Genomic DNA, 22,261 nt, shown 5'->3' on the forward strand with positions numbered 1-22,261 from the left:
TTGGATGAATTGTTCTCAGCCTTGCTTGTGGCTCGTTTCATATAAGCCTGAAGCCAGGTAGGGCGACAAACGACGATTCTTTTTCGATATCGGAAAATAAAACTCAGCCATGATGCCGCGACGACTCCCTTCGCTTTCCGCCTTGCGCGCCTTCGAGGCGGCGGCGCGCCACCTCAGTGCCAAGCGCGCCGCCGAGGAACTCTCGGTCACGCCGACGGCGATCAGCCACCAGATTCGCCAGCTCGAGGAGAGCCTGGGCGTGGCCCTGTTCGTGCGGCGGCCGCGGCAGCTGGTGCTGACGACTCAGGGCCAGTCGCTGCTCACGGTGCTGAGCGGCTCCTTCGATGCCATCGCCGAGACGGTGACCAAGCTTCGCCGGCCGCCGTCGCGACAGGCGGTGACGCTCTCGACCACGCCGGCCGTCGCCTCACGCTGGCTGTTGCCCTGGGTCTGCCTGCTGCGCGACGCCCACCCGCAGATCGACCTGAGCATTCAGGTTTCCCACCAAGCAGTTGCCCTGGACGGCGTCGTTGCCGACATGGCGATTCGCTATGGCGAGGGCCCCTGGCCCGGGCTCGTCGCGGAGAAGCTGTTCGACAATGTCTTCGTGCCCGTCTGCAGCCCCATGCTGAAGCTGCGTGAACCGGCTGAACTGGTGCATCACACGCTGCTGCATTTCTCTTCGCCCGCACCGCTGGACTGGGCGGCCTGGCAGCGCCAGGTCCAGGTGCCGGGGCTCGACGTCAGCGCCGGGCTGATGTTCTCCGACGAGACCCATGGCATCACCGCCGCCCTGGACGGTCAGGGCATAGCCCTGATGAGCCGGCACCTGATCGAGGAGGAGCTGCGCCAAGGGCGCCTGGTACAGCCATTCGGCCCCGAGGTTAAGGCCGCTCCCTTCCAGCTCGTCTACCCGCCTGAGCGGCTCGAGGAGCCGGCCATCGCCGCCGTGCGCGAGTGGATCATCGGGTTGCTGGATACCCAAGCCAGAGAGAGCGGCTGCCGTGCGATAGTCGAGCGCCAGTCATGACGTCAGCCGCGCCAGCTTGTCGGGATTGCGCACGATGAAGATATCCGTCGCCTGGCCTGAGCGGTCGTAGCCGAAGGTCACCGTCGCGACGACATTTCCCTCTCTGCGCATCATGAAGCCGCAGCCCCCGTTGATGTCGGCCTCGCGCCATTCATAGTCGGCCCAGTACTGGCTCAGGCGGCTGGCCAGGAAGCCGAGTACCGCTGTCTGGCCGAGCAGCGGTTCGAGCAGGGTGGGCACCTTGCCGCCGCCGTCGGCACTCAGGCGAATATCGGCCGAGAGCAGATTCGCGAGCCGTGCCGTGGCGCCTTCGGTGATGGCGAGCCGGAAGGCCTCCAGCAGTGCCTGCTGGCGTTCCCGCGGTGGGGTGTGCCGTTCCTCGGCGGTTTGGAGGTTGCTTCGTGCCCGGGATACCAGCTTGCGGCAGGCCGGCTCCTTGATCTCGAGCATGGCGGCGATCTCGGTGTAGGGCGTGTCGAAGATCTCGTGCAGCAGATAGGCCGCCCGCTCCTTGGGCGAGAGGCGTTCCAGCAGCAGCAGGAAGGCGGTGGATAGAGAGTCGGCCAGCTGCATGCTGCGTTCCGCATCGGATACGGCAGCGGTCGGGATGGGCTCGGGCAGCCAGGCGCCGACGTACTCGACCCGAGCCCGGTGGGCGCTGCCCAGCAGATCGAGGCAGCGTCGCGTGCAGGCCGTGGTCAGCCAGGCGTGGGGCGTATCGATAGCCTCACGATCCGCTGCCTGCCACTTGAGAAAGGTGTCCTGCACCGCATCCTCGGCGTCGGCGCGCGAGCCGAGAATGCGATAGGCCAGCCCCAGCAGCATGGGGCGGGCCTCTTCGAAGTGAAGCAAATCGGCGGAAGGCATCAGGCTGTCTCGGAAACCGGAGCCGCCTTGTCCTTGGCCCAGGCCACGGTGGCAGCATGAATCTCGGGCGGATGAGCCAGCAGGGGCGTTACCGCGGCGACATAGGCTTCGTATGCCGGCCCCTGCATGAAGGCCTGTGCATCCGCACCATCGGCGTAGCGCTGGAAGACACGGATCGTGTTGGGATCGCCATCATCGTAGCAATAGAAGTAGGCGTCGTGGACCTGGCGCTCCTGGATGCTCGGCATCAGGTGAGTCTCCCACACGCGCCGTACCTCTTCGCGCTTGCCGGGGAGTACCTTGTGCTTGATGAAAAGCGTGCTCTGGCTCATGTGTCGCTCCTGAATCGGTCGAGAGATGAAGGCCGAGTGGCCGTCACTGTCATGACGATTCAGGAGCGGGACTTGTGACAGGGCAGGCTAATCCATCGCTTCCTCTTGCTGCGGATGGAGCGGCCTTAGGCGGCGGCCTGCTGTTCCTTCTCGTAGTTGATCATCCAGGCAACGCCGAACCGATCCACCAGCATGCCGAAGCGGTGCGCCCAGAAGGTCTCCTCTAGCGGCATCTGCACGGTGCCGTTGTCGGCCAGCGCATTGAAGAGGCGTTCGGCCTCCTGCACGGAGTCGACGCCGATCGCAATGCTCGCCCCCTTGATGCCTTCGTAGGGCGCAGGGCTGCAGGGGGAGTTGTCCGACGCCATCAACAACTGGTCGCCAATACGCAGTCGTGCATGCATGACAAGATTGCCGGCTTCTTCGGGTATCTCCATGCCTTCGCTGGCAGGCATTTCGGCATAGGTCGCCATAGCCTCGAGCTTGGCGTCGAAGCAGCGCTGGTAGAACTCGAAGGCTTCGCGACAGTTGTCGTTGAAGATCAGGTAGGTGGAAAGCTGCATGGTGGGTCTCCAGGAGAGTTATTTGTTGGTGATACTCCCTTCGTCGATTCAACGTAGACGATTTCGACACGCACCGATCATTTTCTTTCTGCCAGACGTTGGAGGCGGGCGGCCTGCTGGTCCTAGCTCAAGAATGAGCGCAGCTACCCGGTAAGTAAGGGCTTACCGGGGCGCTGTCATTTCTAGCCGTCAGGCCCTGTCATGACGCTCGCGGCTATCGGCCGGCGCCTGGTCGCGTTCGTGCATGCCGTAGTCGCGCAGCACCGTAGCCACGCGCAGGCGATAGTCGTCGAAGACCACTTCGCGGCCCTGTGTCTGGGCCGTGCGGTGGCGCTCGAGCTGGCGCCACTGGGCGACGGCCTGCTCATCGCGCCAGAAGGAGAGCGAGAGGATCTTGCCCGGTTGGGTGAGGCTCTCGAAGCGTTCGATGGAGATGAATCCGTCGATCTCATCGAGCAACGGACGCAGGCTGGCGGCGATATCGAGGTAGTGGTCTCGGCGGCCGGACTTGGGGATGACTTCGAAGATAACGGCGATCATGACGGCTCCTGATTCAGGCAGTTGAGGATAACGTTACATGGGACGAGCGAAACAGCGGGATGCGGGCATTGAGCGATTCGCGATACATCACCTCGCCGGCCAGCGCCTCGAGCGAGACACCCGAGCGCAGCAGCTCTGCTACACCCGCCTCGGCGATGGCCAGGGCAAGCGTTTCACCGGGGCATGCGTGGCGCCCCAGGCCAAAGGTAAAGCAGTGCTGCGACTGGCGGGCCGGATCGAATCGCTCGGGGTCGACATGACGGGCTGAATCGCGGTTGGCCGCAGCAAGCAACACCAGGATCGTGTCGCCTGCTTGCATCGACTCGCCGGCGATGATTTCGTCGTAAGCGACAAAGCGTCGCGTGTTCTGAATCGGTGCGTCGTGGCGCAGCACCTCCCGCAGCACGGCAGGCAGCAGCGTTGGCTCTTCGCGGACTCGATGATGAAGATGCGGCTCGCGTCCCAGCGCCATCAGCGTATTGCCGATCAGCCCCGCTGTGGCGTCATGGGCCTGTAGCAGGAAGCCGATGACGTTGGCCGCGATCACTGCGCTGTCGATGCCTCGCGCTCTGGCCTGGGCAGTGAGCTGCGTCAGGAGACTGGGCGATGCCGCAGAATGGGTCTCGAGGAGCCGTGCTGTCATGGCTTGCAGTTCGCGTGCGGCGTGCTGGCCCCTCTCCATCTGGGTAATTGTGGTGCCAGGTGCGATGCAGCGCGCCAAATCTCCTGTCCAGCGCGCCAGCGCCGGCCACTGGTCGGACGAGAAGCCAAGCAGGGCCGCGACGCTGTATGCGGGCAGGCGCAGGGTGAACTCTGTCAGGCCAGCGGGCTCGAGCGGAGCGATTTCCTCGAGCAGATAGGACGCGCAGCCCCTGCTCTGGTCTGCTATGTGGTCCTCTTCGAGCGTGGCGAGCGTCGTCGTAACGACCTGCTTGAGCGGGCAGTGCGACTCGCCATCGGTCATCCTGACCAGACTGCCGAAGAGTTTACCCGCCGGCGTGCCCTGCAGTGCCGTTGGCACCGGCTCGTTGGCTGGGCGCACGCGACAGCCGTGATGTTCCAGCACGGCGGCAACAGACTTGGCGGACGAGGCGATCCACATGTTGAGCCCGCTGTCCCAATAGAGCGGATGCTTCTTCACCAGTTTGGCGTAATAGGAGTAAGGGTCATGATGCGTGACGGCCGTCAGTGGGTTGTCTGGCGTAGTCATGGGTGGCTCCGAGCCGTTGTCTGATCGCTCGATTGTGCTGCGTTGGCCTATGCTTGTCAGACAGAAACAGTTAGGTGGAGAGCTAACGATGGTTGAGCCGGATCTGTCACGCCTAGCCCGCACCATTGGCGACCCGACCCGCATGGGTATGCTCGCCTTGCTGATGGAAGGGCGGGCATTGACCGCCAAGGAGCTGGCCTACGGCTGCGGCGTGCAGCCGGGCACGGCGACTGAGCATCTCAAGCGACTGCAGTGCGATAGCCTGATCGAGTCGACGACCCAAGGGCGGCACAAGTACTACCGGCTGGCGTCGGCTGAAGTGGCGCATGCCGTCGAGGCGCTGATGGTGGTGGCCAAACCGATGAGAGTGGTGCCGCCCTGCAGGCGACCGGCCGGCGCGCTGGGGGCTGCGCGATTCTGCTACGACCACCTGGCCGGGGAGTTGGGCACACGGCTGACGGCAGTACTGCTCGAAAGGGAGTACTTGGTCAAAAATGGCGAGGCCATGGACGTGACGGAGCGAGGCAAGGCCTGGTTTGCCGACTTCGGTATCGATGTCGCTACTCTGCGCAAGCGCCGTCGACGTTTCGCCTACCCCTGCCTCGACTGGAGCGAGCGGCGCGATCATCTTGGTGGTGCGTTGGGGGCCGCCATGACCGAGCGCATGCTGGAACTGGGCTGGATCGGCCGGCAGAAGCACTCGCGGGTGGTGAGCATCAGCGAGCTGGGACATCGGGCGCTGACGAGTGAGTTCGGGTTCGTGATCGATGCGTCGCCGACTGATCAAGCGGTCGCGATCTCGTCGTAACCTCTGTTGAGGAATTGCACGAAACAAAAACCGTGGCCGAAAGGGTCGGCCATCAGCGCCAGCTTGCCCCAGCGATCGGTGACGATGGGCTGCTCCTGGGTGGCGCCGGCGGCGATGGCGCGCTCCACTGCAGCCTCGATATCCTCCACCACCACGTCCAGATGTACCGGCGTCCAGTGACGCGTGTAGTGGCGCTGCGCGCCGGGCACGGGCTCTCCTGCGGCATAGGCCGCTGAGCCGGTGGCCTTGGCCAGCAGGTAGATCGGCGCCGGGCCGCCGATCAGTTCGGCACCGTCATCGCCGAAACGGCGGCCGACCTCGAGGCCAAAGGCGTGAACGTAGAAGTCGATTCCACGCTCCAGGTCGTCGACGTCCAGGTTGACGAGAAAATCCATGCTCTCTCCTCCCAACGTGCCAGGTCGAACTGGCAGCCAAGGATTAAGCCCTACCCAGTGAGTAAGTGCTTACCGGGGCGGTGGCTGTGCCTGACAGGGTAGCAGTGCGTTTGAGGATAAGCCCTCACTCCGCTTATTGCCGCCAACAATCCTGATGCGCTGACGGTGCTATGCTGCGAATGTTGCGGAAATGCTTCGAAGCGTCGGGCCTGTTTTGAAAGCAAGAGACGGAGTGTGCCAGGCGGCTACCGGGCTCATCCTGAACTCACGGAAAACGCTGAGCCCACCGTGGAGGTCCGCCATGATCGAGACAACCAGCGACTCACTTGCTCCCTTCGATTCCGATGAGGCGAAATGGACGGCGGTGCTGGCCCGCGACACGTCGGCGGATGGCGCTTTCGTCTACGCGGTGCGTACCACCGGCATCTATTGCCGTCCCACCTGCCCGTCGCGCCGGCCACGCCGCGAGAACGCCGAATTCCATGCCGATGCGACGGTGGCGGAGCGAGCCGGCTACCGGCCTTGCCAGCGCTGCCGCCCTCAGGATGTCTCGTTGGCTCAGCATCATGCCGAGAGCGTCGCCCGCGCGTGTCGGCTCATCGAAGCCGCCGAGGATCTGCCTTCTCTCGACGTACTGGCACAGGCCGCGGGGTTGAGCCGCTTCCATTTTCACCGTGTGTTCAAGTCGGTCACTGGCCTCACGCCCAGGGCCTACGCCGTCGCCCGGCGGGCGGAGCGCGTACGCGAAGAACTCGCCAGTTGCGAAACGGTCACCGAGGCGATGTACGAGGCGGGCTTCAACTCCAGCGGACGCTTCTATGCCGGTACCGATCGCATGCTCGGCATGACGCCCAAGCGTTACCGTTCAGGAGGGAAAGACATGGAGATCCGCTTCGCCCTGGGGGAGTGCTCATTGGGCACCATACTAGTGGCGAGCAGCGAGAAGGGCATCTGCGCCATTTCCCTGGGCAGCGATCCGGAGCAACTGCTGCAGGAGTTCCAGGATCGTTTCGCCAATGCCACCCTCATTCCCGGAGGGAAGGATTTCGATGCCTGGGTGGCCCAAGTGGTGGGTTTCGTCGAAGCGCCGGGCCTTGGGCTTTCGCTGCCGCTGGACATTCGTGGCACTGCCTTTCAGCAACGGGTCTGGCAGGCGCTGACCGAGATTCCCGTGGGCACCACGATCAGCTATGCAGAGTTGGCGGAACGTATCGGTTCTCCCAAGTCGGTGCGTGCCGTGGCCAGGGCCTGCGCCTCCAACCCCGTTGCGCTTGCCATTCCCTGCCATCGGGTCGTACGCAGCGATGGGGCGCTTTCCGGGTATCGCTGGGGCGTGGAGAGAAAACGCACGCTGCTCGGGCGGGAGTCGGTTCAGCCCGACACGTCCCCGGGTGGCGCCACGAGCGGAGCCTCCTCCAGTGCCGAGGTGATCCCCGCCTGCGGAGTGCGCTCGAGAAAGGTCGATAGCACCACATAGCTGCGCGTGGCTTTCACGCACGGCAGGGCATAGAGTCGGGCAAGCAGTCCCTCCAGCGCGCGACTGCTGGCGCAACGTACCTTGAGCAGCATGCAGGCGTCGCCAGCGACCGAATGAATCTCCTCGACCTCAGGCAGCGCCGAGATCGCCAGCAGTTCCTTGGTCTTGCCCCATCCCGTGGAGTCGACATGCACGAAGGCGAGAAACGGCTTGCCGGTGGCGGGGCCATCCAGTACCGACACCGTGCTGCGGATGCGACCCGACGCGCGCAGCCGCTTCACCCGTTCATGCACCGCCGGCGCCGAAAGGCCGGCGCGATGACCCAGCTCGGCATAGCTAAGCCCGGCATCCACGGCCAGCTCACCTAATATTTTCCGGTCGAAGGCGTCCAGGGGGCGGGGCTCCTGGCCCTTGTCCCGAACGGCTTCTGTATTTTCAAGGTTAGGCATTTCTGCAATTGCTCCGAATGAGATTCCTTTCTTCAATACTAGTGTCGAATTTCATCTGGAGCTAGCCGTGATCAGTCGCCGTCTGTTACTCCTGACCTCCGCCATCGCCGTGATCGGTGCCAACTCGCTGGCGCTGAGCCCCATTGCCGCCACGGTGGCGACATCCTTTCCGGGGCGCAGCGCCGCCGACGTGGTAACGGCCGCGGCCCTCTATGGCCTGGCCACGGCATGCAGTGCGCTGCTGCTGGCGTCGCTGAGCGATCGCATCGGTGCCGAGCGTGCCTTGGTGCGAGCGCTGCTCGGGCTGTCGGCTTCCCTGGGCGTCGCTGCGCTCTCGCCGGCACTGTGGACGCTGGTTGCTGCCCAGGCGCTGGCCGGCCTGGCGGCGGGCGTGGCGTTGCCGGCGATCTATACCCTCACCGCTCAGGTGGCCGAAAAGGGGCGCGAGAGCCAGACCTTGAGCTTCGTGCTGACGGGATGGACGCTGAGTCTGGTGGTCGGCGTCGGCCTGGCGGCGCTATTGGCCGACCTGCTGCACTGGCGTGCCGTCTTCTCTCTATTGGCACTGGCTGCCATCGGGTTGGCACTGGGGGTTTCTCGCTGCCACGATTGGGGGGCGAGAACGGTCGGTGAGGCGCCGAGCTCCACCCTGAAGGCCCTGCGTATTCCCGGCATTCACTCGGTATTGCTGAACGTCGCGGCCTACATGACGGCGTTCTACGGCTTGTACACCTATCTTGGCCCGTACCTGGGTGAGGTGCTGCAACTCCCCGCATCCTTCGCGGGGCTGGCCATCGCCGTCTATGGACTGGGCTTTGGCGCCGCCGCGCCGTTGGGTCGGCTGGTCGACCGCTACGGCGCCACTGCTGCCGCTTGTGTGACCTTTGCCGGCCTGATGCTCGTCTACCTGGGCTTGATGGCGGCTGCCGCACTTCCGCCGGTACTGCTGGGGCTCTGTCTTGCCTGGGGCGTGGCCAATCATCTCGGCTTGAACCTGCTAATGCGCCAGCTTGCCGAGATCGATCCGGCGCAGCGGGGTGCCATCATGGGGCTGTATAGCGCCATCACGTATTTGTGCGTGTTTGCCGGCGCGCTGCTCTATCGGCCGCTCTTCACTCACTTCGGCTTTGCCGCCTGCGCCTGGGCCTCGGCAATGCTGGTGCTGCCGGCCCTGGGCTGGGCGCTGGGGCAGTGGCGCAGGAAACAGGCGGCATTGGAGTAGCGTTGGAGGACAAAGAACGAACCGGCGCTCTTGGAGCGGCGGTTCGTTCGTGGGCAGACCTTTCAGCCGAACAGCAAGGGATCGACCAGTCCACTCGGGTAGGTCAGGGTCAGTAGCTTCGCCATGCTGACCAGAAAGACCGTCACTCCGGCAGCCATGGTGAGGGTCACCCAGGGCTTGAGACGTGCGATGAACATCAGGAAGGTCAAACAGAACAGCGTTGCGGTGGTAATGAGGCCGAACATCAGGATCGCGCCAACCAGGGCGAAGAAACCTGACAACCAGACGGCTTGCTGAAGCAGAGGCTGGTGTTGCCAGATTGGCTTACGGACCAGGCTGCGCACGATCTCCAGCAGACAGGCGATGCCCATGATCGCCAGCGCCAGGCGGGGCATGAGGCCACCGAGCAGGCTGAGAACGGCAAGGTGGAACCAGCCAAAGATGGCCATGCCCAGCAGAGCGGCAAAGATCACCAGGTCGATGCCACCAATTCTGATAGGCCTGCTGCCAGCCGCAGGGGCGGCTCCGGCACCAGCCGCAGGCGCTTGCTCGGTATCGGTCGACCGGAGCTTGCGCCACAGCTGCCGAAACATGGGCAACAACAGGGCGGCGAGGATCATGGCGCCGATGATCAGTACACCCGGGCGCATGAAGGCAGCGCTACCCTGGAACTGCACGGCCTGATAGAAGTAGGTTTCAGCACCAGGAGCCAGCACGAAGCCGATCAGGAAAGCGGGACGTGACCAGCCGGCCTGCTTGAACAGCACGCCGAGGACCCCGGTCGCACCGAGGGCCAGGAGGTCTCCCGGGGAGCGTGTGGCCTGGAAGGCCGCGAACATGATCAACACCGTGATCAGGGGCGCCAGGATGACGAAGGGCACGCGGGTCAGGCTGGCGACCGGGCGGGCCAGGCCCAGGCAGAGCGCCGCACCGATGATGTTGGCCAGGGCCAGCGACCAGATGATGGTATAGGTCAGGTCGAGATTGGTCTCGATCATGCTGACGCCGGGCTGCAGGCCTAGCAGCAGCAGGCCGCCGAGGAAGACGGCAGCGGTGCCCGAACCGGGCACGCCGAACAGCAGGGTGGGCACCATGGCGCCACAGGCGCAGGCATTGTTGGCGGATTCCGGTGCGATGACGCCGCGGATGTCGCCCTGGCCAAACTGGGACTTGTCCTTGGCGCTCTGCACGGCATGGCCATAGGTCATCCAGTCCACCACCGAGCCGGCGAGGCCGGGGATCGTGCCCAGCAGACTACCGATGCCCGCGCAGCGCGCCACGAGTCCACGATTCTTGCCGACATCCTGGATGCCCTGCCGCCAGCCCTTGCCGAGCCGAGCGGGCTCTCCGGCGATGGCGCCGCGCTTGACCAGCAGATCGATAATCTCGGGCAGCGCGAAGATGCCCAGGCCGATGACCACCAGCGGTATGCCGTCGTAGAGATAGTCGATCTCGAAATTGAGACGGAACTCCCCGGTGGCGGGCGCCATGCCGATGGTGCCGACCAGCAGACCCAGGCCGCAGGCAGCGAGTCCCTTGAGCAGGTCGCGTCCGGAGAGTACCGCCACCATCGACAGCCCGAGCAGGGTCAGCATGAAAAGCTCGGAGGAGGAGAACGACAGCACCACCGGCCGGGCGATGAGAATGAACCCCGTCAGCACGGCGGCGCCGATCAGGCCGCCGATCATCGAGGCGAGGAAGGCACTGGACAGGGCCCGTGCGGCCTGGCCGCGCTTGGCCAGGGAGAAGCCGTCGATGACGGTGGCCTGGGAGGCGCTGGAGCCGGGAATGCCCAGCAGCACCGAGGCGAAGGTATCGCCGGTGGGGATCACAGCGACCAGGCCCATCAGCATGCCGAGGGCGACGCTCGGTTCCATGCCATAGAGGAAGGGCAGCAGCAACGCCATTCCCGCGATGCCGCCGAGACCGGGAATGATCCCGACCACCAGACCGACCAGCACGCCGACGACCATGTAGAGCAGGTGGTGCAGGGTGAACAGCTGCTCCAGGCTGGAGAGAAGGATATCGAACATGGAGTGGCTCTCGTGTTATTCGATGAGTGAGCCCGGGCATTGGCTCTGGACCCTGGGGCCAAAGATCAATGCCCGATGTCTCGCGTCAGATACTGGCGCCGTGCTTCGTTTTCAGCCAGTCCGAGAGCCACTCGCGGGTAGCGTCATCCAGGGACATGGCGTCCTCGAGATGTCGCTTGACGATGTCGCCGACGATCGGGGCGTAGGGCCCCAGTTGGGCATCGGCCTCCTGCTTGAACTCTTCGGTATCGATGAACTCGAGGGCTGCCTCCCGGTAGGTCTCGACGAGTGCCTCGGGGGTATCCTTGGGCACCATGATCAGCTTCTGCAGGGTGAAGCCCGAAGCGAAGAACTTCTCGTAGGCGTCGTTGGCGGTACCGTTCGGGACCTCGCCATGCACCTCTTCATAAACCTCGCTGAAGGTGGGCAGGTCGGGAAAGGCCGGGTCGCGCACGATCTCGCCGGCGTCATTCATCACGCCGAGCGAGAAGAGCGGGACGGCGCGGCCCGACTCCACTAGGGGGGCCACACTGCTCAGGTAGGCGGAGGTGGTCTGAAAATCGATGTCCGCTTCGCCACGCTCAAAGGCCAGGCGGCCTTCGCCACGGCTCTGCATGCCGGAGACGGCCTGAACCTCGACACCCAGCATGTCGAGGGCGATCAGTACCGGCAGTTCGAGCCCGGTGTGACTTTGCACGGCTAGCTTGACCTGCTTTTCCAGCAGGGCGGCAAGTGCGTTCTCGCTGTCCTCACCCAGGCTGGCCTGGGCGTAGACGACACCACCGGTTGGGGTCGCCAGGATCGGTGTCCAGGCGGAGTAGTCGTAACGTACCCGCTTGTCTCCCAGCATCGCGGGATACTGAGTCGAAGCGGAAGCGCCCAGCCAATCGCTACCGTCGCTCTTGGCACGCATGGCAAAGAGGTTGGAGCCGTTGATGGAGCCGCCGCCCGGCACGTTGTCGATCATGATGGTGGGCTGGCCGGGAATGTGCTCACTGAGCCAGGGTGCGAAGAAGCGGGCCCAGACATCGGTGCCGCCGCCGACGCCGAAGGGAATGGTCCACTTGATGGTTCCTGGCACCTCCACGTTCTGTGCTTGTACGGATGCGGAGGCCGTCAGACCGAGCCCGGCGATTGCCAGGCCCAGGGCGGCGACTCTTTTCAGGCGATCGAGCGAAGTGCGAGCTGTCGTGGTCTTGTGGAGGGTCATGGCATGCTCCTGGTTGTTGTCGTTAGCGGGTGGCAAGACACCCGGGGTCGTGATGATCAATTGGCCTGCATAGCAGGGATTGTCTCACCGGGTGGCGTGGAATCGGTGTAGAAGATCGTGCCACTCATGATCTTTCTGGCGGTACGAATCAGCGACACGCGCGCGATATCGCTGGCATTACCTTGGCGGTGCTCGACGTCGAGGTCGATGAAGCCCGAGGGATGCTCCAGTCGCACCTGGGCCAGACACTCTCCTGCGGACATTCGCCCGCTTTCTACTGCGATGCGGTGGGCGATGGTGCCGGGAACACTGACCGCCGAGGCAACGGCAATGGCACCGGTGACGGCGATGGCCTTGTGGCAGCGGTGGGGTACGAAGTATCTCGTGCGCAGGGTACTGGCGCTGTCACGCGCTGCACAGACCAGCACCGGCTTGGGCAAGACACTCTGGCTGACATCGCCCAGACCCATGCTGGGTCCTGCCTTGCGACGAATGCTTTCGAGCCGTTCGAGAAGGGCGCTATTGCCATCCAGTTCGGCGGGGGACTCATCTCCGCTCAGGCCAAGATCCGCAGCGTCGAGCATGATGATCGGCGTCGCTGCGTCGAGGCAGGTAACGTCGATACCTTCGATCGAGTCGCACACCTTTCCGGTCGGCAGCAACGCGCCGGTCTTGGAGCCCATGATGTCGAGGAAGCTGAGTTGAATGCCGGCGGCACTCCCGGGCACGCCGCTGATGGACGTACTGCCCTCATAGCAGACCTGGCGGCCCGGTGTGGGGACGTGACACTCGATCAGGCGCTGGGTATTGAGGTTGCGTACCCGCACGACGGTCTTGCCGTCCTGGGGTTCCACCAGGCCCGTCTCGATTGCGTAGGGGCCGACCGCCGAGAGCATATTGCCGCAGTTCGGGGTGAAGTCGACGCGGCGATTGAGAATATCGACCTGGGCAAACAGGTAGTCGACATCGGCACCCGCAAGGGAGGAGCGTTCCACGATGGCGATCTTGCTGGTCAGGGGGTCCCCGCCGCCGATGCCGTCGATCTGCAGGGCGTGGCCCGAGCCCATCAGGCTGAGCAGGATCTCGGCTTGGGCGTCCTGGCCGCTGGGAAGATCGCTCATGCGCAGGAAAGGGCCTCGGGAGGTGCCGCCGCGCATGATCATGCAGGGAATGCTGTTTATCATCGTCATGCCACATCGCGTTGGGAAGTCGTGATGTGAGCATGTCAGTGGGCAACTGATGCTTCAAATGCAAATAAATACCATGATTGATGCGTTTTTAGGATTAATGCGCTAAGCTTATCAATGCCAACGTGTCATGCAAGAGTGCATCAATGCTACATCGCCTCGAGTTCCTTGATCTTCAAGCGTTTATCCTGGTCGCCGAGCTGGGTTCTTTCCATGAGGCGGCGCAGCGCCTGCATCTTTCACAGCCGGCGCTATCGCGACGCATTCAGAAGCTCGAGGAGCTTTTGGAAGTCGAGTTGCTCGAGCGGACCACTCGAAGGACGCAGTTGACACCTATCGGGGCGGATTTCCTGCCACGCGCCAGGCGTATGATCGAGGAATACGAGTCATCGATTCTGAACATACGAGAGCTGGCGACGCATCAAAAGGGGACGGTCACGATCGCCTGCCTGCCCACCGCCGCCTTTTACTTCCTGCCGAGCGTGATTCGTGGGTTCAGCGAGGCCTGGCCGGGTATCCGCATTCGCATTCTCGACGTCAGCGCCAACGAGGGTCTGCAGCGGGTCATCAATGGTGAGGCCGACTTCGGCATCAACATGTTCAGCGCCCAGAGCCCCGAGGTCTCCTTTACACCACTATTGCGAGATCCCTTCGTGCTGGCCCTGAGGTCGGACCATCCACTGGCGGTAAAGGAGAGTATCGAATGGGCGGATCTCGAACAGGTCAGGCTGATCACCGTCAGTCGCGATAGCGGCAATCGCACCTTGCTGGACAATGCCCTCTCTGCCGAAGGCATCCGGCTGAACAGCTTCTACGAAGTTCAGCACCTTTCCACCTCGCTTGGCCTGGTCGAATCCGGGCTGGGCGTGGCGATCCTGCCCAAGATGACGATGCCCGGCCCGGACCATGACACGCTCTGTTCGCGTGAGCTTCCCGAACCCCGCATCCAGCGAACCATCGGTCTGGTCAGAAGCAGTTCCCACAGTATTTCCAGCACGGCCCAGTTGTTCATCGACATGCTGCTCGAGCATTGGGGAAGTACACCACCATCCTGAGATGCCGGTGCTCGTCCACCAGCAGTGTGGTGTGTTGATACTCCCTCTGATTCGAGTCGGCGTCGAGAAGCGTGCCGATGCCGTAGCGATAGGCTTCATGATTGGGCTGCTCCCACCAGCGGCGAAAATCCGGCGACAGCTTGGCGAGCGCTTCTGTCAGCTCCTGCATAGCGGGGTCTTCGGGGGCGGCGGCCGAGTCGCAGCGGAACTGGGCCAGCAGGCGGGAGGCGTCCTGGCGCCAGTCGGGGAGGCGCCTGCGCAGCGCCGGGTCGGCGAACAGCAGGCGCATCATGTTGCGCTCACCGGGCTCCCTGTCGCTGAAGCCGAGCAGGACATCGGCGATGGCGTTCCAGGCGATGATGTCCCAGCGCAGGTTCATCACATAGGCGGGCCTTGGCATGTCGTCCATCAGCGTCTGCACCAGGGGCGGAATTTCCTGCCACTGGTAGGCCTCCACCGGCGGTGGGCGGCGATGGGCAAGCAGGAACAGGTGGCAGCATTCGGCGTCGTCGAGCTTGAGCGCCTTGGAGACTCGCAGCACAAAGCTCTCCGAGACGTTGATATCGCGCCCCTGCTCGAACCAGGTGTACCAGGTCAGTCCCACCCCGGCGAGGGTGGCCACTTCCTCCCGCCGCAGTCCGGGGGTACGCCGGCGCCCGGTGGAAGGCAGGCCAACGTCGGCCGGTGTCAGCTTGTTGCGATGATGGATCAGAAAGTCGGTGAGTTCGCTGCGGGTTCTGTCGAGGCTGCGCCCGGCCATGGCAGTGCTCCAGGTAGTTACCTGTAGTAATAGGATAACTGGCTATATTGTAACCCTATCAGAATGCACCAAGACTACCATGCCAACCCTATGGAAAGGAGGCATGGCATGGTTTCCCTCAGTGAAGCGCAAGACTCACGTATCGCCCGGCAGCGTGCGGGCTTCAAGGAGTGGGCCGGCTTGGCGGTATTGGCGTTGCCTACCGTGCTGCTCGGTCTCGATGTCACCATTCTCTATCTGGCCTTACCCGCCCTGGCGGCGGATCTGCAGCCGAGCAGTACCCAGGCGCTGTGGATCATGGATGCCTACGGCTTCATGATTGCCGGTTTTCTGATCACCATGGGCACCTTGGGCGACCGCATCGGCCGTCGCCGGCTGTTGATGATCGGCGCCGTGGCCTTTGGCATCACCTCGGTGATCGCGGCCTACTCCACCAGTGCGGCCATGCTGATTGCGGCCCGCGCGGTGCTTGGTGTCGCCGGCGCGACGCTGATGCCATCGACCCTGGCACTGATCAGCAACATGTTCGGTGACGTGCGCCAGCGCGCCCTGGCCATCGGTGTGTGGGCCACCATGTTCGCCCTGGGCATGGCGCTGGGCCCGGTGGTGGGCGGCCTGCTGCTGGAACGCTTCTGGTGGGGCTCGGCCTTCCTGGTGGCGGTGCCCGTGGTGGCCGTACTGCTGATTGCGGTGCCGATCCTGCTGCCGGAGTATCGTGCGAAGCGCAGTGGGCGACTGGATCTCACCAGCGTAGCGCTCTCGCTGGCGGCCGTGCTGCCGGTGGTCTATGGCGTGAAAGAGCTCGCCAAGTTAGGACTCGAACCGATTCCGGTACTGGCCCTGGTGCTGGGTGTGCTGATGGCGCTGATTTTCGTACACCGCCAGCAGCGCCTGACCGACCCGCTGCTCGATATGCGACTGTTCGGCAGCCGAACCTTCAGTGCCGCGTTGGTCGTGCTGCTGGTGGGCCTGGTCGGTGTATCAGGCGTGATGCTGCTGGTGTCTCAGTATCTGCAACTGGTGGCAGGGCTCACACCGCTGGCGGCGGGGCTCTGGATGGGGCCGCCGGCGCTTGCCATGGTGCTGGCGGGCATCATGGCGCCGCTGGTAGCTCGCCGCATTCGTCCCGGTTACGTGGTGGGCGCGGCCCTGGCGCTCTCCACGCTGGGCTACTGGCTGCTGGCCGCCGTCGAAGTGAACGCCAACGGGGTGGGCATGGCGATCGCCGGGTTCTCGCTGGTCTATCTTGGCCTGGGCACTATCGCCGCACTGGGTACGGACCTGGTAGTGGGTGCGGCGCCGGCGGAAAAGGCCGGTTCGGCCTCGGCCATGTCGGAGATGGTGCAGGAGCTGGGCGTGGCGCTGGGTGTGGCGCTGCTGGGCAGCCTGGCCACCTTCGTCTATCGTGCCCAGGTCAGCGCGACGATAGCCGATGGCGAAGCTGCCGAGGCGGCGGGCATCGTGGAGGAGAGCCTGTGGGCCACCGTGTCGGCCGGCGAGCGCCTGCCCGCAGGCGTACTGCTGGAAGCCCAGCAAGCCTTCACCGCCGGGCTGAACGTGACCGCCACGGTGGGCGGCATTGCCATCCTGGCGCTGGCGGTGGTCTCCATCGTCAGCCTGCGCCATGTCGGCGCGATAGGTGAGAGCACACTCAGAGAATCCGCGGATGGGTGTGGCTCTTGTTCCACACTTTAGTGGCCGCTTGGTCGAGCGATTCGAACAGGCCTATACGGGAGGTGGATTGCGCTCGGCGAACTGGCCATTCCAGTAAGGGTAGTAAGGATAAGACGGCGTCACGCGGCTGGCTTCGTCGAGCCGCCTTGTCTGCTCCTCGTCGAGCCGCCATCCGCTGGCACCCAGGTTCTCGCGCAGTTGGGCTTCGTTGCGCGCACCGATCAGCACGCTGGAAACCGTGGGGCGGCCGAGCAGCCAGTTGATGGCTACCTGCGGGATCGACTTGCCCGTCTCCTCGGCGATGCCGTCGAGCGCATCGACGATCCGGTACAGGCGTTCGTCGTCCACTGGGGGCGCGAAGCTGGCGGTTTCATGTAGCCGGCTGCGGTCGGGAAGCGCCTGACCGCGTCGAATCCTGCCGGTCAAACGCCCCCAGCCGAGCGGGCTCCAGACGATCGCTCCCAGGCCCTGGTCCTGCCCCAGCGGCATCAGCTCCCACTCGTAATCGCGCCCGACCAGCGAGTAGTAGGCCTGGTTGGCGACGAAGCGGGAGTAGCCGTAGCGTTCGGCCACCGCCTGGGACTTCATGATCTGCCAGCCGGAGAAGTTCGAGACGCCGAGGTAGCGCACCTTGCCGGCGCGCACCAGGTCGTCCAGCGTCGCCATCACGCTCTCCACCGGCGTCATCGCATCGAAGTGGTGAAGTTGAAGGATGTCGATATGGTCGGTATCGAGCCGCTTCAGCGCTTGGTCCGTCGCCTTGAGCAGATGATGACGAGAAGCGCCGACGTCATTCGGCTCGTCGCTCATGCGCAGCGTCAGTTTGGTGGAGAGAACGACACGATCGCGCCTGCCCTTGATGGCGGCCCCGAGAATCGACTCGGACGCTCCCTCGGAGTAGACGTCGGCGGTATCGAACAGGTTGATTCCGGCGTCGAGACAGATATCGATGAGGCGGGTCGCCTCCTTGACATCGGTGTTGCCCCAGGCGCTGAACAGCGGCCCTGTGCCGCCGAAAGTTCCTGCGCCCAGCCCGAGTGACGAAACCTTGAAGCCCGATTGGCCAAGATAGCGATATTCCATGGTTCGACTCCTGTCGGTGGATTGCCGAAGGAGCATAGAACGTTGCGCTTTCAAGATAATCGGCTTAAAACAATAGAGACATTCAACAAGACATTGATAATGAGCCGAGTCGACGACCTCTCATTGTTCCTGCGTATCCTCGACCTGGGGTCGATCAGTGAAGCGGCGCGCAGCCTGGACCTATCCGTGGCCGTCGCCAGCCAGCGCTTGAAGCGCCTCGAACGCGAGCTCGGCGTGCGCCTGCTGCAACGCACCACCCGGCAGCTACGGCCGACGCCGGAGGGCAGGAGCCTGGCCGAACAGGGGCGCGAGGCGGTGGAGGATCTCGAGGCACTGATGAGCGGGTTGCACCAGTCGACGCGCGAGGTCACGGGCACGCTTCGCCTGACCCTGCCGCCGACGTTTGGCCGACTCTATGTTTCCCCGCTGCTGCCCCGATTCTTGCGCCGGTATCCTCGGCTGCGCCTCGATCTCGACCTGTCCGATCAGCGTAGGGACATCGTGGGGTCGGGGTTCGACCTGGCCATTCGCATCGGCTCGCTAGCGGATTCCAGCCTGGTGGCACGCCGGCTGGCCACGAATCGCCGGGTGCTATGCGCCTCTCCCGCCTATCTGAAGCGCCACGGCATTCCACGCACCCCCGAGGAGCTGACCCGGCATGAGTGTCTGGTATTGACCGGTGGGGAGGTGGGGGCCGGCACTTGGCGCCTTCGGGACATCAACGGTGAGTGGTTCGCTGTCAAAGTGGATGGACGCATCCGTAGCAGCCAGGGCGAACTCCTGCGCGACGCCGCGGTGGCGGGGTTGGGCATCGTGCAGCACTCCACCTGGCATGTATGCGACGACCTGCAAGCCGGCCGATTGCAGCAGGTTCTCTCGGACTACGCATTGCCCGAGACGGGCATTCATGCGGTCATGCCGCAGCGTCGCCTTGCGCCGCCGAGGGTGCGCGCCTTTATCGACTTCCTCGTCGAGCAATGGGAGCCTGTGCCGCCCTGGGAACGGCATAAAGAAGACACCAGATAACCGGGGCGCTGATGCTCTAGGCTTGCTGTGCGGAGCCGGTGAGTGCGTCCCAGCCCGCCATGGCGCAGTCGGCGATCGCCAGCAGCGTTTCGCGCGAGGCGCCGTCGCGGGCCTGGATCGACATGCCGTGTTGCAGGGTGACGACGTAGTTGGCCAGTGCGCGGCAGTCCGTCGAGGCGGGCAGCTCGCCTTCCTCGACAGCTCGCTGCAGGCGCCGTTCCAGCAGGTAACCGTTCGACTGTCGGTAGGCTTTCAAGGCATCGCAGACCTGGGCGTTGGCACCCTGCATCTGCGGCGCGGCAAGCACGATCATGCAGCCACGTGGAGAGGGGCCGCGGGTGAAAGCCACGGCCGTGGTGCGCAGTACCTGTTCGATGGCGGCGCGCGCCGTCGGTGCCGTTTCCACCTGCTCCCAGATACCGCTGCCTTCCGTGCGTACGTAGAGTTCCACCGCTTCCTGGAACAGCACCTCCTTGCTGCCGAAGGTGGCGTAGAGGCTGGGTGCGTTGATGCCCATGGCACGGGTCAGATCGGCAAGCGAGGCGTTGTCGTAACCCTGGACCCAGAACACTTCCATGGCCCGGCGCAGGGCCTCTTCCCTGTCGAAGCGGCGGGGTCTACCACGCTGGGGCATGTCTTACTCCTTTTTGTATCGATGACTACAAAATATCTTGACAGTTGCGTGCATGTCTAGCCATCTTGATTTTTGTATCGATCACTATTTAAATGGAGTAAAGCATGCAGCGACTGAACGGAAAGACAGCGATGATCACCGGTGGCAGCCGCGGCATCGGTGCCGCCATCGCCCGGCGTCTGGCGGCGGAAGGGGCTGGCGTGGCGGTCACTTACGTCAACGGCGAGGCTCAGGCGCAGTCGGTCGTGGATGGGATCACGTCCGCAGGCGGCCGGGCGGTGGCCATCCGCGCGGATAACGTCGATGCCGCAGCGATCGAGGCGGCCGTGGAGCGCACGGTAGCCGAGCTGGGCGGGCTCGATATCCTGATCAACAATGCGGGAATCTTCCTGACTGGAACGATCGAAGAGGCCACGCTGGAGGAGCTGGACCGCACCATCGCGGTCAACCTGCGTGCCCCGGTCGTGGCGGTGATGGCGGCGGCGGCCCATCTTCCGGAGGGCGGACGCATCATCACCATCGGCAGCAACCTCGCGGTTCGAGTGCCCTGGCCCGGCATCAGCCTTTACGCCATGAGCAAGGCGGGCCTGGTGGGGCTGACCAAGGGCATGGCCAGGGATCTTGGAACGCGTGGCATCAACGTCAACATCGTGCACCCAGGCTCTACCGATACCGATATGAACCCCGCCGACGGCGAACTCTCCGACCCCCAGCGTAGCTTGATGGCCATCCCTCGATATAACGAGGCCGACGACGTGGCCGGCCTGGTGGCTTGGCTGGCCGGCCCCGAGGGCCGATCGATAACCGGGGCGGAGTTTACCATTGATGGTGGTGCCAATATCTAAGAACACTCGACTCTGACTAGCGTGCCGGCTTGCCGCCGGCACGTAGGGTTCATCATGCCGGGTTGAAAATTCGGCTGGTCGTATCCAGCTTTTCCGTTAGCTCTGCCACCAGTGCCTCGATGTCTTGCTCGGCCTGGGCCAGCGAGGCCTGCAGGTGCTCGCCGCCGAACTCGTCGTATTCCACGGCGACAGTGTGCACGTCGTCGATACCCAGGTAGCCGAATACGGTGCGGATATGCGGCTCGACGTGGTTGGCCTGGGCCATGCGCTCGCCTGGCGCGTAGCCGTAGTCGCCCCGGGCGCTCAGCACCACCAGGCGCTTGCTCATCTCGGTTAGCATCGGCCAGTAGGGCAGCCCCTGGCGCGAGCGATCGAAGCCGAAGGTGCGCCCCACCCGCACGATGTTGTCGATATAGGCCTTGAAGCCGGCGGGCACGCCGAAGTTGTACATCGGCACGCCAGCAACGATTACATCGGCCTCCAGCAGTTCGTCGACCAGCGCGTCGCTCTCGGCCAGGACGTCGTGCATCCAGGGCTCGCGCGTCTCCGGCTTGGTGAAGGCGGCATGGATCCACTCTCCGCTGACGGGGTGAGGCGGGTGTTGGCCCACGTCGCGATAGAGAATGCGATCGCCGGGGCGGGCCTTTTGCCATTGCTCGACGAAGCGGGCGCTGAGACGACGGGAATGGGAGCCGTGGGGGTCGATCCCGGAACGACCGGGACGGGCACTGGCATCGATGTGAAGTAGCGTGGTCATGAGCGTCTCCTGACAAGTAGAATTCAACTTGGTTGGTGCGTGGAAGACAGCATCAACCCATGATAAATGGCTGACAAACGACCATTTCTTGTGGGATGGAATAGATGAACTTGTCTATGATGGACTTGGCCCTGGCTGGGTTCGCAACGAGGAGACGCCAGTGAATCGACGCACGCTGCCGCTATCGCAACTGCGCGCCTTCGAGGCGGCGGCGCGCCACCGTAGCTTCAAGCAGGCCGCCGAGGAACTGGCCGTGACACCGGCGGCCATTAGCCACCAAGTGCGCGAATTGGAGGCGTTGCTGGGTGTGGCGCTATTCGAGCGGCGTATTCGCCAGGTGGTGCCGACAGCAGCCGCAGAGCATCTGTTCCCGGTACTGCGCCGTGGTTTCGACTCCTTCGCAGAGACCTTGGAAGCGCTGCGTGAGCAGGGCAACAGCGGCAGCGTGACGCTCTCCTGCACGCCGGCCTTCGCCAGCCAGTGGCTGTTGCCGCGGCTGGCCGATTTCAATGCCCGACACCCCGATATCGACTTGCGCATTAACGCCAGCGAAGCGCCTCTGGACCTGTCGCGCAGTGCATCGCTGGCGATTCGCTACGGCATGGGACCCTACCTGGGGCACGAGGCCGAGGTGTTGGCCGAGGATACCTTTGCCCTGGTGGCCAGCCCGCGGCTGGCGCTGGCGGGGTATGGGGATCTGCAGACGGTGCGGCATATCGTCTTCGACTGGTACAGCTCGTCGCTGGGGCTGCCCTCGTGGCAGCACTGGTGCCAAGCGGTGGGCGGCACCACTGCCGACTTAGGGGCGAGCTTGACCTTTTCCGACGAGAGCCATGCCATCCAGGCCGCCATCGCCGGCCAGGGAGTGGCGCTGCTGAGCCTCACGCTGGTGAAGGCGGAACTCGAGAGAGGCGTACTACAGGTGCCCTTCGGGCCGAGGTTGCCGGGACTGCGCTATCAGCTGGTTCGGCATCGGCGTTTTGCCGGACATGCCGAGCTGGAGCAGGTCGCGGCGTGGCTGCGAGGTGCTTTTGCCGGGATGGCCAGCGAGCAGAGCGATGCTGCAAAGAGGGGGCCTGCCCATCATTGATTTTTCTTGTCGGG

Annotated in this window: 23 protein-coding genes; 9 read left to right on the plus strand and 14 right to left on the minus strand. The window is 64.1% G+C overall.

Features of this window, described 5'->3' with window-relative positions; genetic code table 11:
* The first annotated feature begins 109 nt into the window (after nucleotides 1–109).
* Complete coding sequence (gene gcvA / locus I4484_RS03760) at nucleotides 110–1,030, plus strand: transcriptional regulator GcvA (RefSeq protein ID WP_197449687.1); 921 nt, start codon at nucleotides 110–112, stop codon at nucleotides 1,028–1,030.
* On the opposite strand, the gene sigJ is transcribed toward gcvA, so the two are convergent.
* The 5 genes from sigJ to I4484_RS03785 all read right to left on the minus strand — a co-directional run bounded on the left by sigJ (nucleotide 1,025) and on the right by I4484_RS03785 (nucleotide 4,542).
* Nucleotides 1,025–1,897 carry an RNA polymerase sigma factor SigJ gene (sigJ, locus tag I4484_RS03765; protein ID WP_197449688.1) on the minus strand — a complete coding sequence of 291 codons (873 nt, stop codon included), beginning with the start codon at nucleotides 1,895–1,897 and terminating at the stop codon, nucleotides 1,025–1,027. The genes gcvA and sigJ overlap by 6 nt on opposite strands.
* Entirely contained in the window at nucleotides 1,897–2,229 is a 333-nt protein-coding gene (locus I4484_RS03770) for a putative quinol monooxygenase (protein ID WP_197449689.1), read from the minus strand. Before I4484_RS03770 ends, sigJ begins: the two co-directional genes overlap by 1 nt.
* A gap of 125 nt (nucleotides 2,230–2,354) precedes the next feature.
* Nucleotides 2,355–2,792 (minus strand): VOC family protein, encoded by a 438-nt coding sequence (locus I4484_RS03775; RefSeq protein ID WP_197449690.1) that lies wholly within the window; start codon nucleotides 2,790–2,792, stop codon nucleotides 2,355–2,357.
* Between the two features lie 189 nt (nucleotides 2,793–2,981).
* Nucleotides 2,982–3,332 carry an antibiotic biosynthesis monooxygenase gene (locus tag I4484_RS03780; RefSeq protein WP_197449691.1) on the minus strand — a complete coding sequence of 117 codons (351 nt, stop codon included), beginning with the start codon at nucleotides 3,330–3,332 and terminating at the stop codon, nucleotides 2,982–2,984.
* 13 nt (nucleotides 3,333–3,345) lie between these two features.
* Complete coding sequence (locus tag I4484_RS03785; RefSeq protein WP_197449692.1) at nucleotides 3,346–4,542, minus strand: cytochrome P450; 1,197 nt, start codon at nucleotides 4,540–4,542, stop codon at nucleotides 3,346–3,348.
* An 88-nt stretch (nucleotides 4,543–4,630) separates the two neighbouring features.
* On the opposite strand from I4484_RS03785, the gene I4484_RS03790 reads away from it, so the two are divergent.
* A complete protein-coding gene (locus I4484_RS03790) occupies nucleotides 4,631–5,350 on the plus strand; it encodes a helix-turn-helix transcriptional regulator (protein ID WP_197449693.1) in 720 nt (239 codons plus the stop codon).
* Here I4484_RS03790 and I4484_RS03795 read toward each other — a convergent pair.
* Nucleotides 5,326–5,745, minus strand: a complete 420-nt coding sequence (locus tag I4484_RS03795; protein WP_197449694.1) for a VOC family protein — start codon at nucleotides 5,743–5,745, stop codon at nucleotides 5,326–5,328. The two genes, I4484_RS03790 and I4484_RS03795, sit on opposite strands and share 25 nt — an antisense overlap.
* 301 nt (nucleotides 5,746–6,046) lie before the next feature.
* On the opposite strand from I4484_RS03795, the gene ada reads away from it, so the two are divergent.
* On the plus strand, nucleotides 6,047–7,222 hold the full coding sequence (ada, locus tag I4484_RS03800; RefSeq protein WP_197449695.1) for a bifunctional DNA-binding transcriptional regulator/O6-methylguanine-DNA methyltransferase Ada: 1,176 nt from the start codon (nucleotides 6,047–6,049) through the stop codon (nucleotides 7,220–7,222).
* Here the strand turns inward: ada and I4484_RS03805 are convergent.
* Nucleotides 7,117–7,671 (minus strand): Lrp/AsnC family transcriptional regulator, encoded by a 555-nt coding sequence (locus I4484_RS03805; RefSeq protein WP_197449696.1) that lies wholly within the window; start codon nucleotides 7,669–7,671, stop codon nucleotides 7,117–7,119. The genes ada and I4484_RS03805 overlap by 106 nt on opposite strands.
* A gap of 67 nt (nucleotides 7,672–7,738) precedes the next feature.
* Between I4484_RS03805 and I4484_RS03810 the strand changes: the two genes are divergently transcribed.
* Nucleotides 7,739–8,893 carry an MFS transporter gene (locus I4484_RS03810; protein WP_234283605.1) on the plus strand — a complete coding sequence of 385 codons (1,155 nt, stop codon included), beginning with the start codon at nucleotides 7,739–7,741 and terminating at the stop codon, nucleotides 8,891–8,893.
* Between the two features lie 62 nt (nucleotides 8,894–8,955).
* Here the strand turns inward: I4484_RS03810 and I4484_RS03815 are convergent, their stop codons facing one another.
* The 3 genes from I4484_RS03815 to I4484_RS03825 all read right to left on the minus strand — a co-directional run bounded on the left by I4484_RS03815 (nucleotide 8,956) and on the right by I4484_RS03825 (nucleotide 13,326).
* Nucleotides 8,956–10,926, minus strand: coding sequence for a tripartite tricarboxylate transporter permease (locus I4484_RS03815; protein WP_197449697.1), 1,971 nt, complete (start codon nucleotides 10,924–10,926; stop codon nucleotides 8,956–8,958).
* A gap of 85 nt (nucleotides 10,927–11,011) precedes the next feature.
* Complete coding sequence (locus I4484_RS03820; RefSeq protein WP_197449698.1) at nucleotides 11,012–12,136, minus strand: tripartite tricarboxylate transporter substrate binding protein; 1,125 nt, start codon at nucleotides 12,134–12,136, stop codon at nucleotides 11,012–11,014.
* Between the two features lie 56 nt (nucleotides 12,137–12,192).
* Entirely contained in the window at nucleotides 12,193–13,326 is a 1,134-nt protein-coding gene (locus I4484_RS03825; protein WP_197449699.1) for a 4-oxalomesaconate tautomerase, read from the minus strand.
* Between the two features lie 143 nt (nucleotides 13,327–13,469).
* Between I4484_RS03825 and I4484_RS03830 the strand changes: the two genes are divergently transcribed.
* Nucleotides 13,470–14,378 (plus strand): LysR family transcriptional regulator, encoded by a 909-nt coding sequence (locus I4484_RS03830; RefSeq protein WP_197449700.1) that lies wholly within the window; start codon nucleotides 13,470–13,472, stop codon nucleotides 14,376–14,378.
* On the opposite strand, the gene I4484_RS03835 is transcribed toward I4484_RS03830, so the two are convergent.
* Nucleotides 14,332–15,138 carry a helix-turn-helix transcriptional regulator gene (locus I4484_RS03835; protein ID WP_197449701.1) on the minus strand — a complete coding sequence of 269 codons (807 nt, stop codon included), beginning with the start codon at nucleotides 15,136–15,138 and terminating at the stop codon, nucleotides 14,332–14,334. The genes I4484_RS03830 and I4484_RS03835 overlap by 47 nt on opposite strands.
* A gap of 108 nt (nucleotides 15,139–15,246) precedes the next feature.
* On the opposite strand from I4484_RS03835, the gene I4484_RS03840 reads away from it, so the two are divergent.
* Nucleotides 15,247–16,833 carry an MFS transporter gene (locus I4484_RS03840; RefSeq protein ID WP_197449702.1) on the plus strand — a complete coding sequence of 529 codons (1,587 nt, stop codon included), beginning with the start codon at nucleotides 15,247–15,249 and terminating at the stop codon, nucleotides 16,831–16,833.
* 30 nt (nucleotides 16,834–16,863) lie between these two features.
* Here the strand turns inward: I4484_RS03840 and I4484_RS03845 are convergent, their stop codons facing one another.
* On the minus strand, nucleotides 16,864–17,895 hold the full coding sequence (locus I4484_RS03845) for an aldo/keto reductase (RefSeq protein ID WP_197449703.1): 1,032 nt from the start codon (nucleotides 17,893–17,895) through the stop codon (nucleotides 16,864–16,866).
* 99 nt (nucleotides 17,896–17,994) lie between these two features.
* On the opposite strand from I4484_RS03845, the gene I4484_RS03850 reads away from it, so the two are divergent.
* Nucleotides 17,995–18,921: a LysR family transcriptional regulator gene (locus I4484_RS03850; RefSeq protein WP_197449704.1), complete on the plus strand. Its 927-nt coding sequence runs from the start codon at nucleotides 17,995–17,997 to the stop codon at nucleotides 18,919–18,921.
* A 16-nt stretch (nucleotides 18,922–18,937) separates the two neighbouring features.
* Here I4484_RS03850 and I4484_RS03855 read toward each other — a convergent pair whose 3' ends face one another.
* Nucleotides 18,938–19,555 (minus strand): TetR/AcrR family transcriptional regulator, encoded by a 618-nt coding sequence (locus I4484_RS03855; protein ID WP_197449705.1) that lies wholly within the window; start codon nucleotides 19,553–19,555, stop codon nucleotides 18,938–18,940.
* 104 nt (nucleotides 19,556–19,659) lie between these two features.
* On the opposite strand from I4484_RS03855, the gene I4484_RS03860 reads away from it, so the two are divergent.
* Entirely contained in the window at nucleotides 19,660–20,400 is a 741-nt protein-coding gene (locus I4484_RS03860) for an SDR family NAD(P)-dependent oxidoreductase (protein ID WP_197449706.1), read from the plus strand.
* Nucleotides 20,401–20,452: 52 nt separating this feature from the next.
* On the opposite strand, the gene I4484_RS03865 is transcribed toward I4484_RS03860, so the two are convergent.
* The gene (locus I4484_RS03865) at nucleotides 20,453–21,157 is read right to left on the minus strand and encodes an FMN-dependent NADH-azoreductase (protein ID WP_197449707.1); all 705 of its coding nucleotides are present in this window, start codon (nucleotides 21,155–21,157) and stop codon (nucleotides 20,453–20,455) included.
* A gap of 160 nt (nucleotides 21,158–21,317) precedes the next feature.
* Between I4484_RS03865 and I4484_RS03870 the strand changes: the two genes are divergently transcribed.
* Nucleotides 21,318–22,247 (plus strand): LysR substrate-binding domain-containing protein, encoded by a 930-nt coding sequence (locus I4484_RS03870; protein WP_197449708.1) that lies wholly within the window; start codon nucleotides 21,318–21,320, stop codon nucleotides 22,245–22,247.
* Nucleotides 22,248–22,261 lie beyond the last annotated feature (14 nt).

This window comes from Halomonas sp. SS10-MC5 (assembly GCF_015992245.1).
Lineage (GTDB): Bacteria > Pseudomonadota > Gammaproteobacteria > Pseudomonadales > Halomonadaceae > Halomonas > Halomonas sulfidoxydans.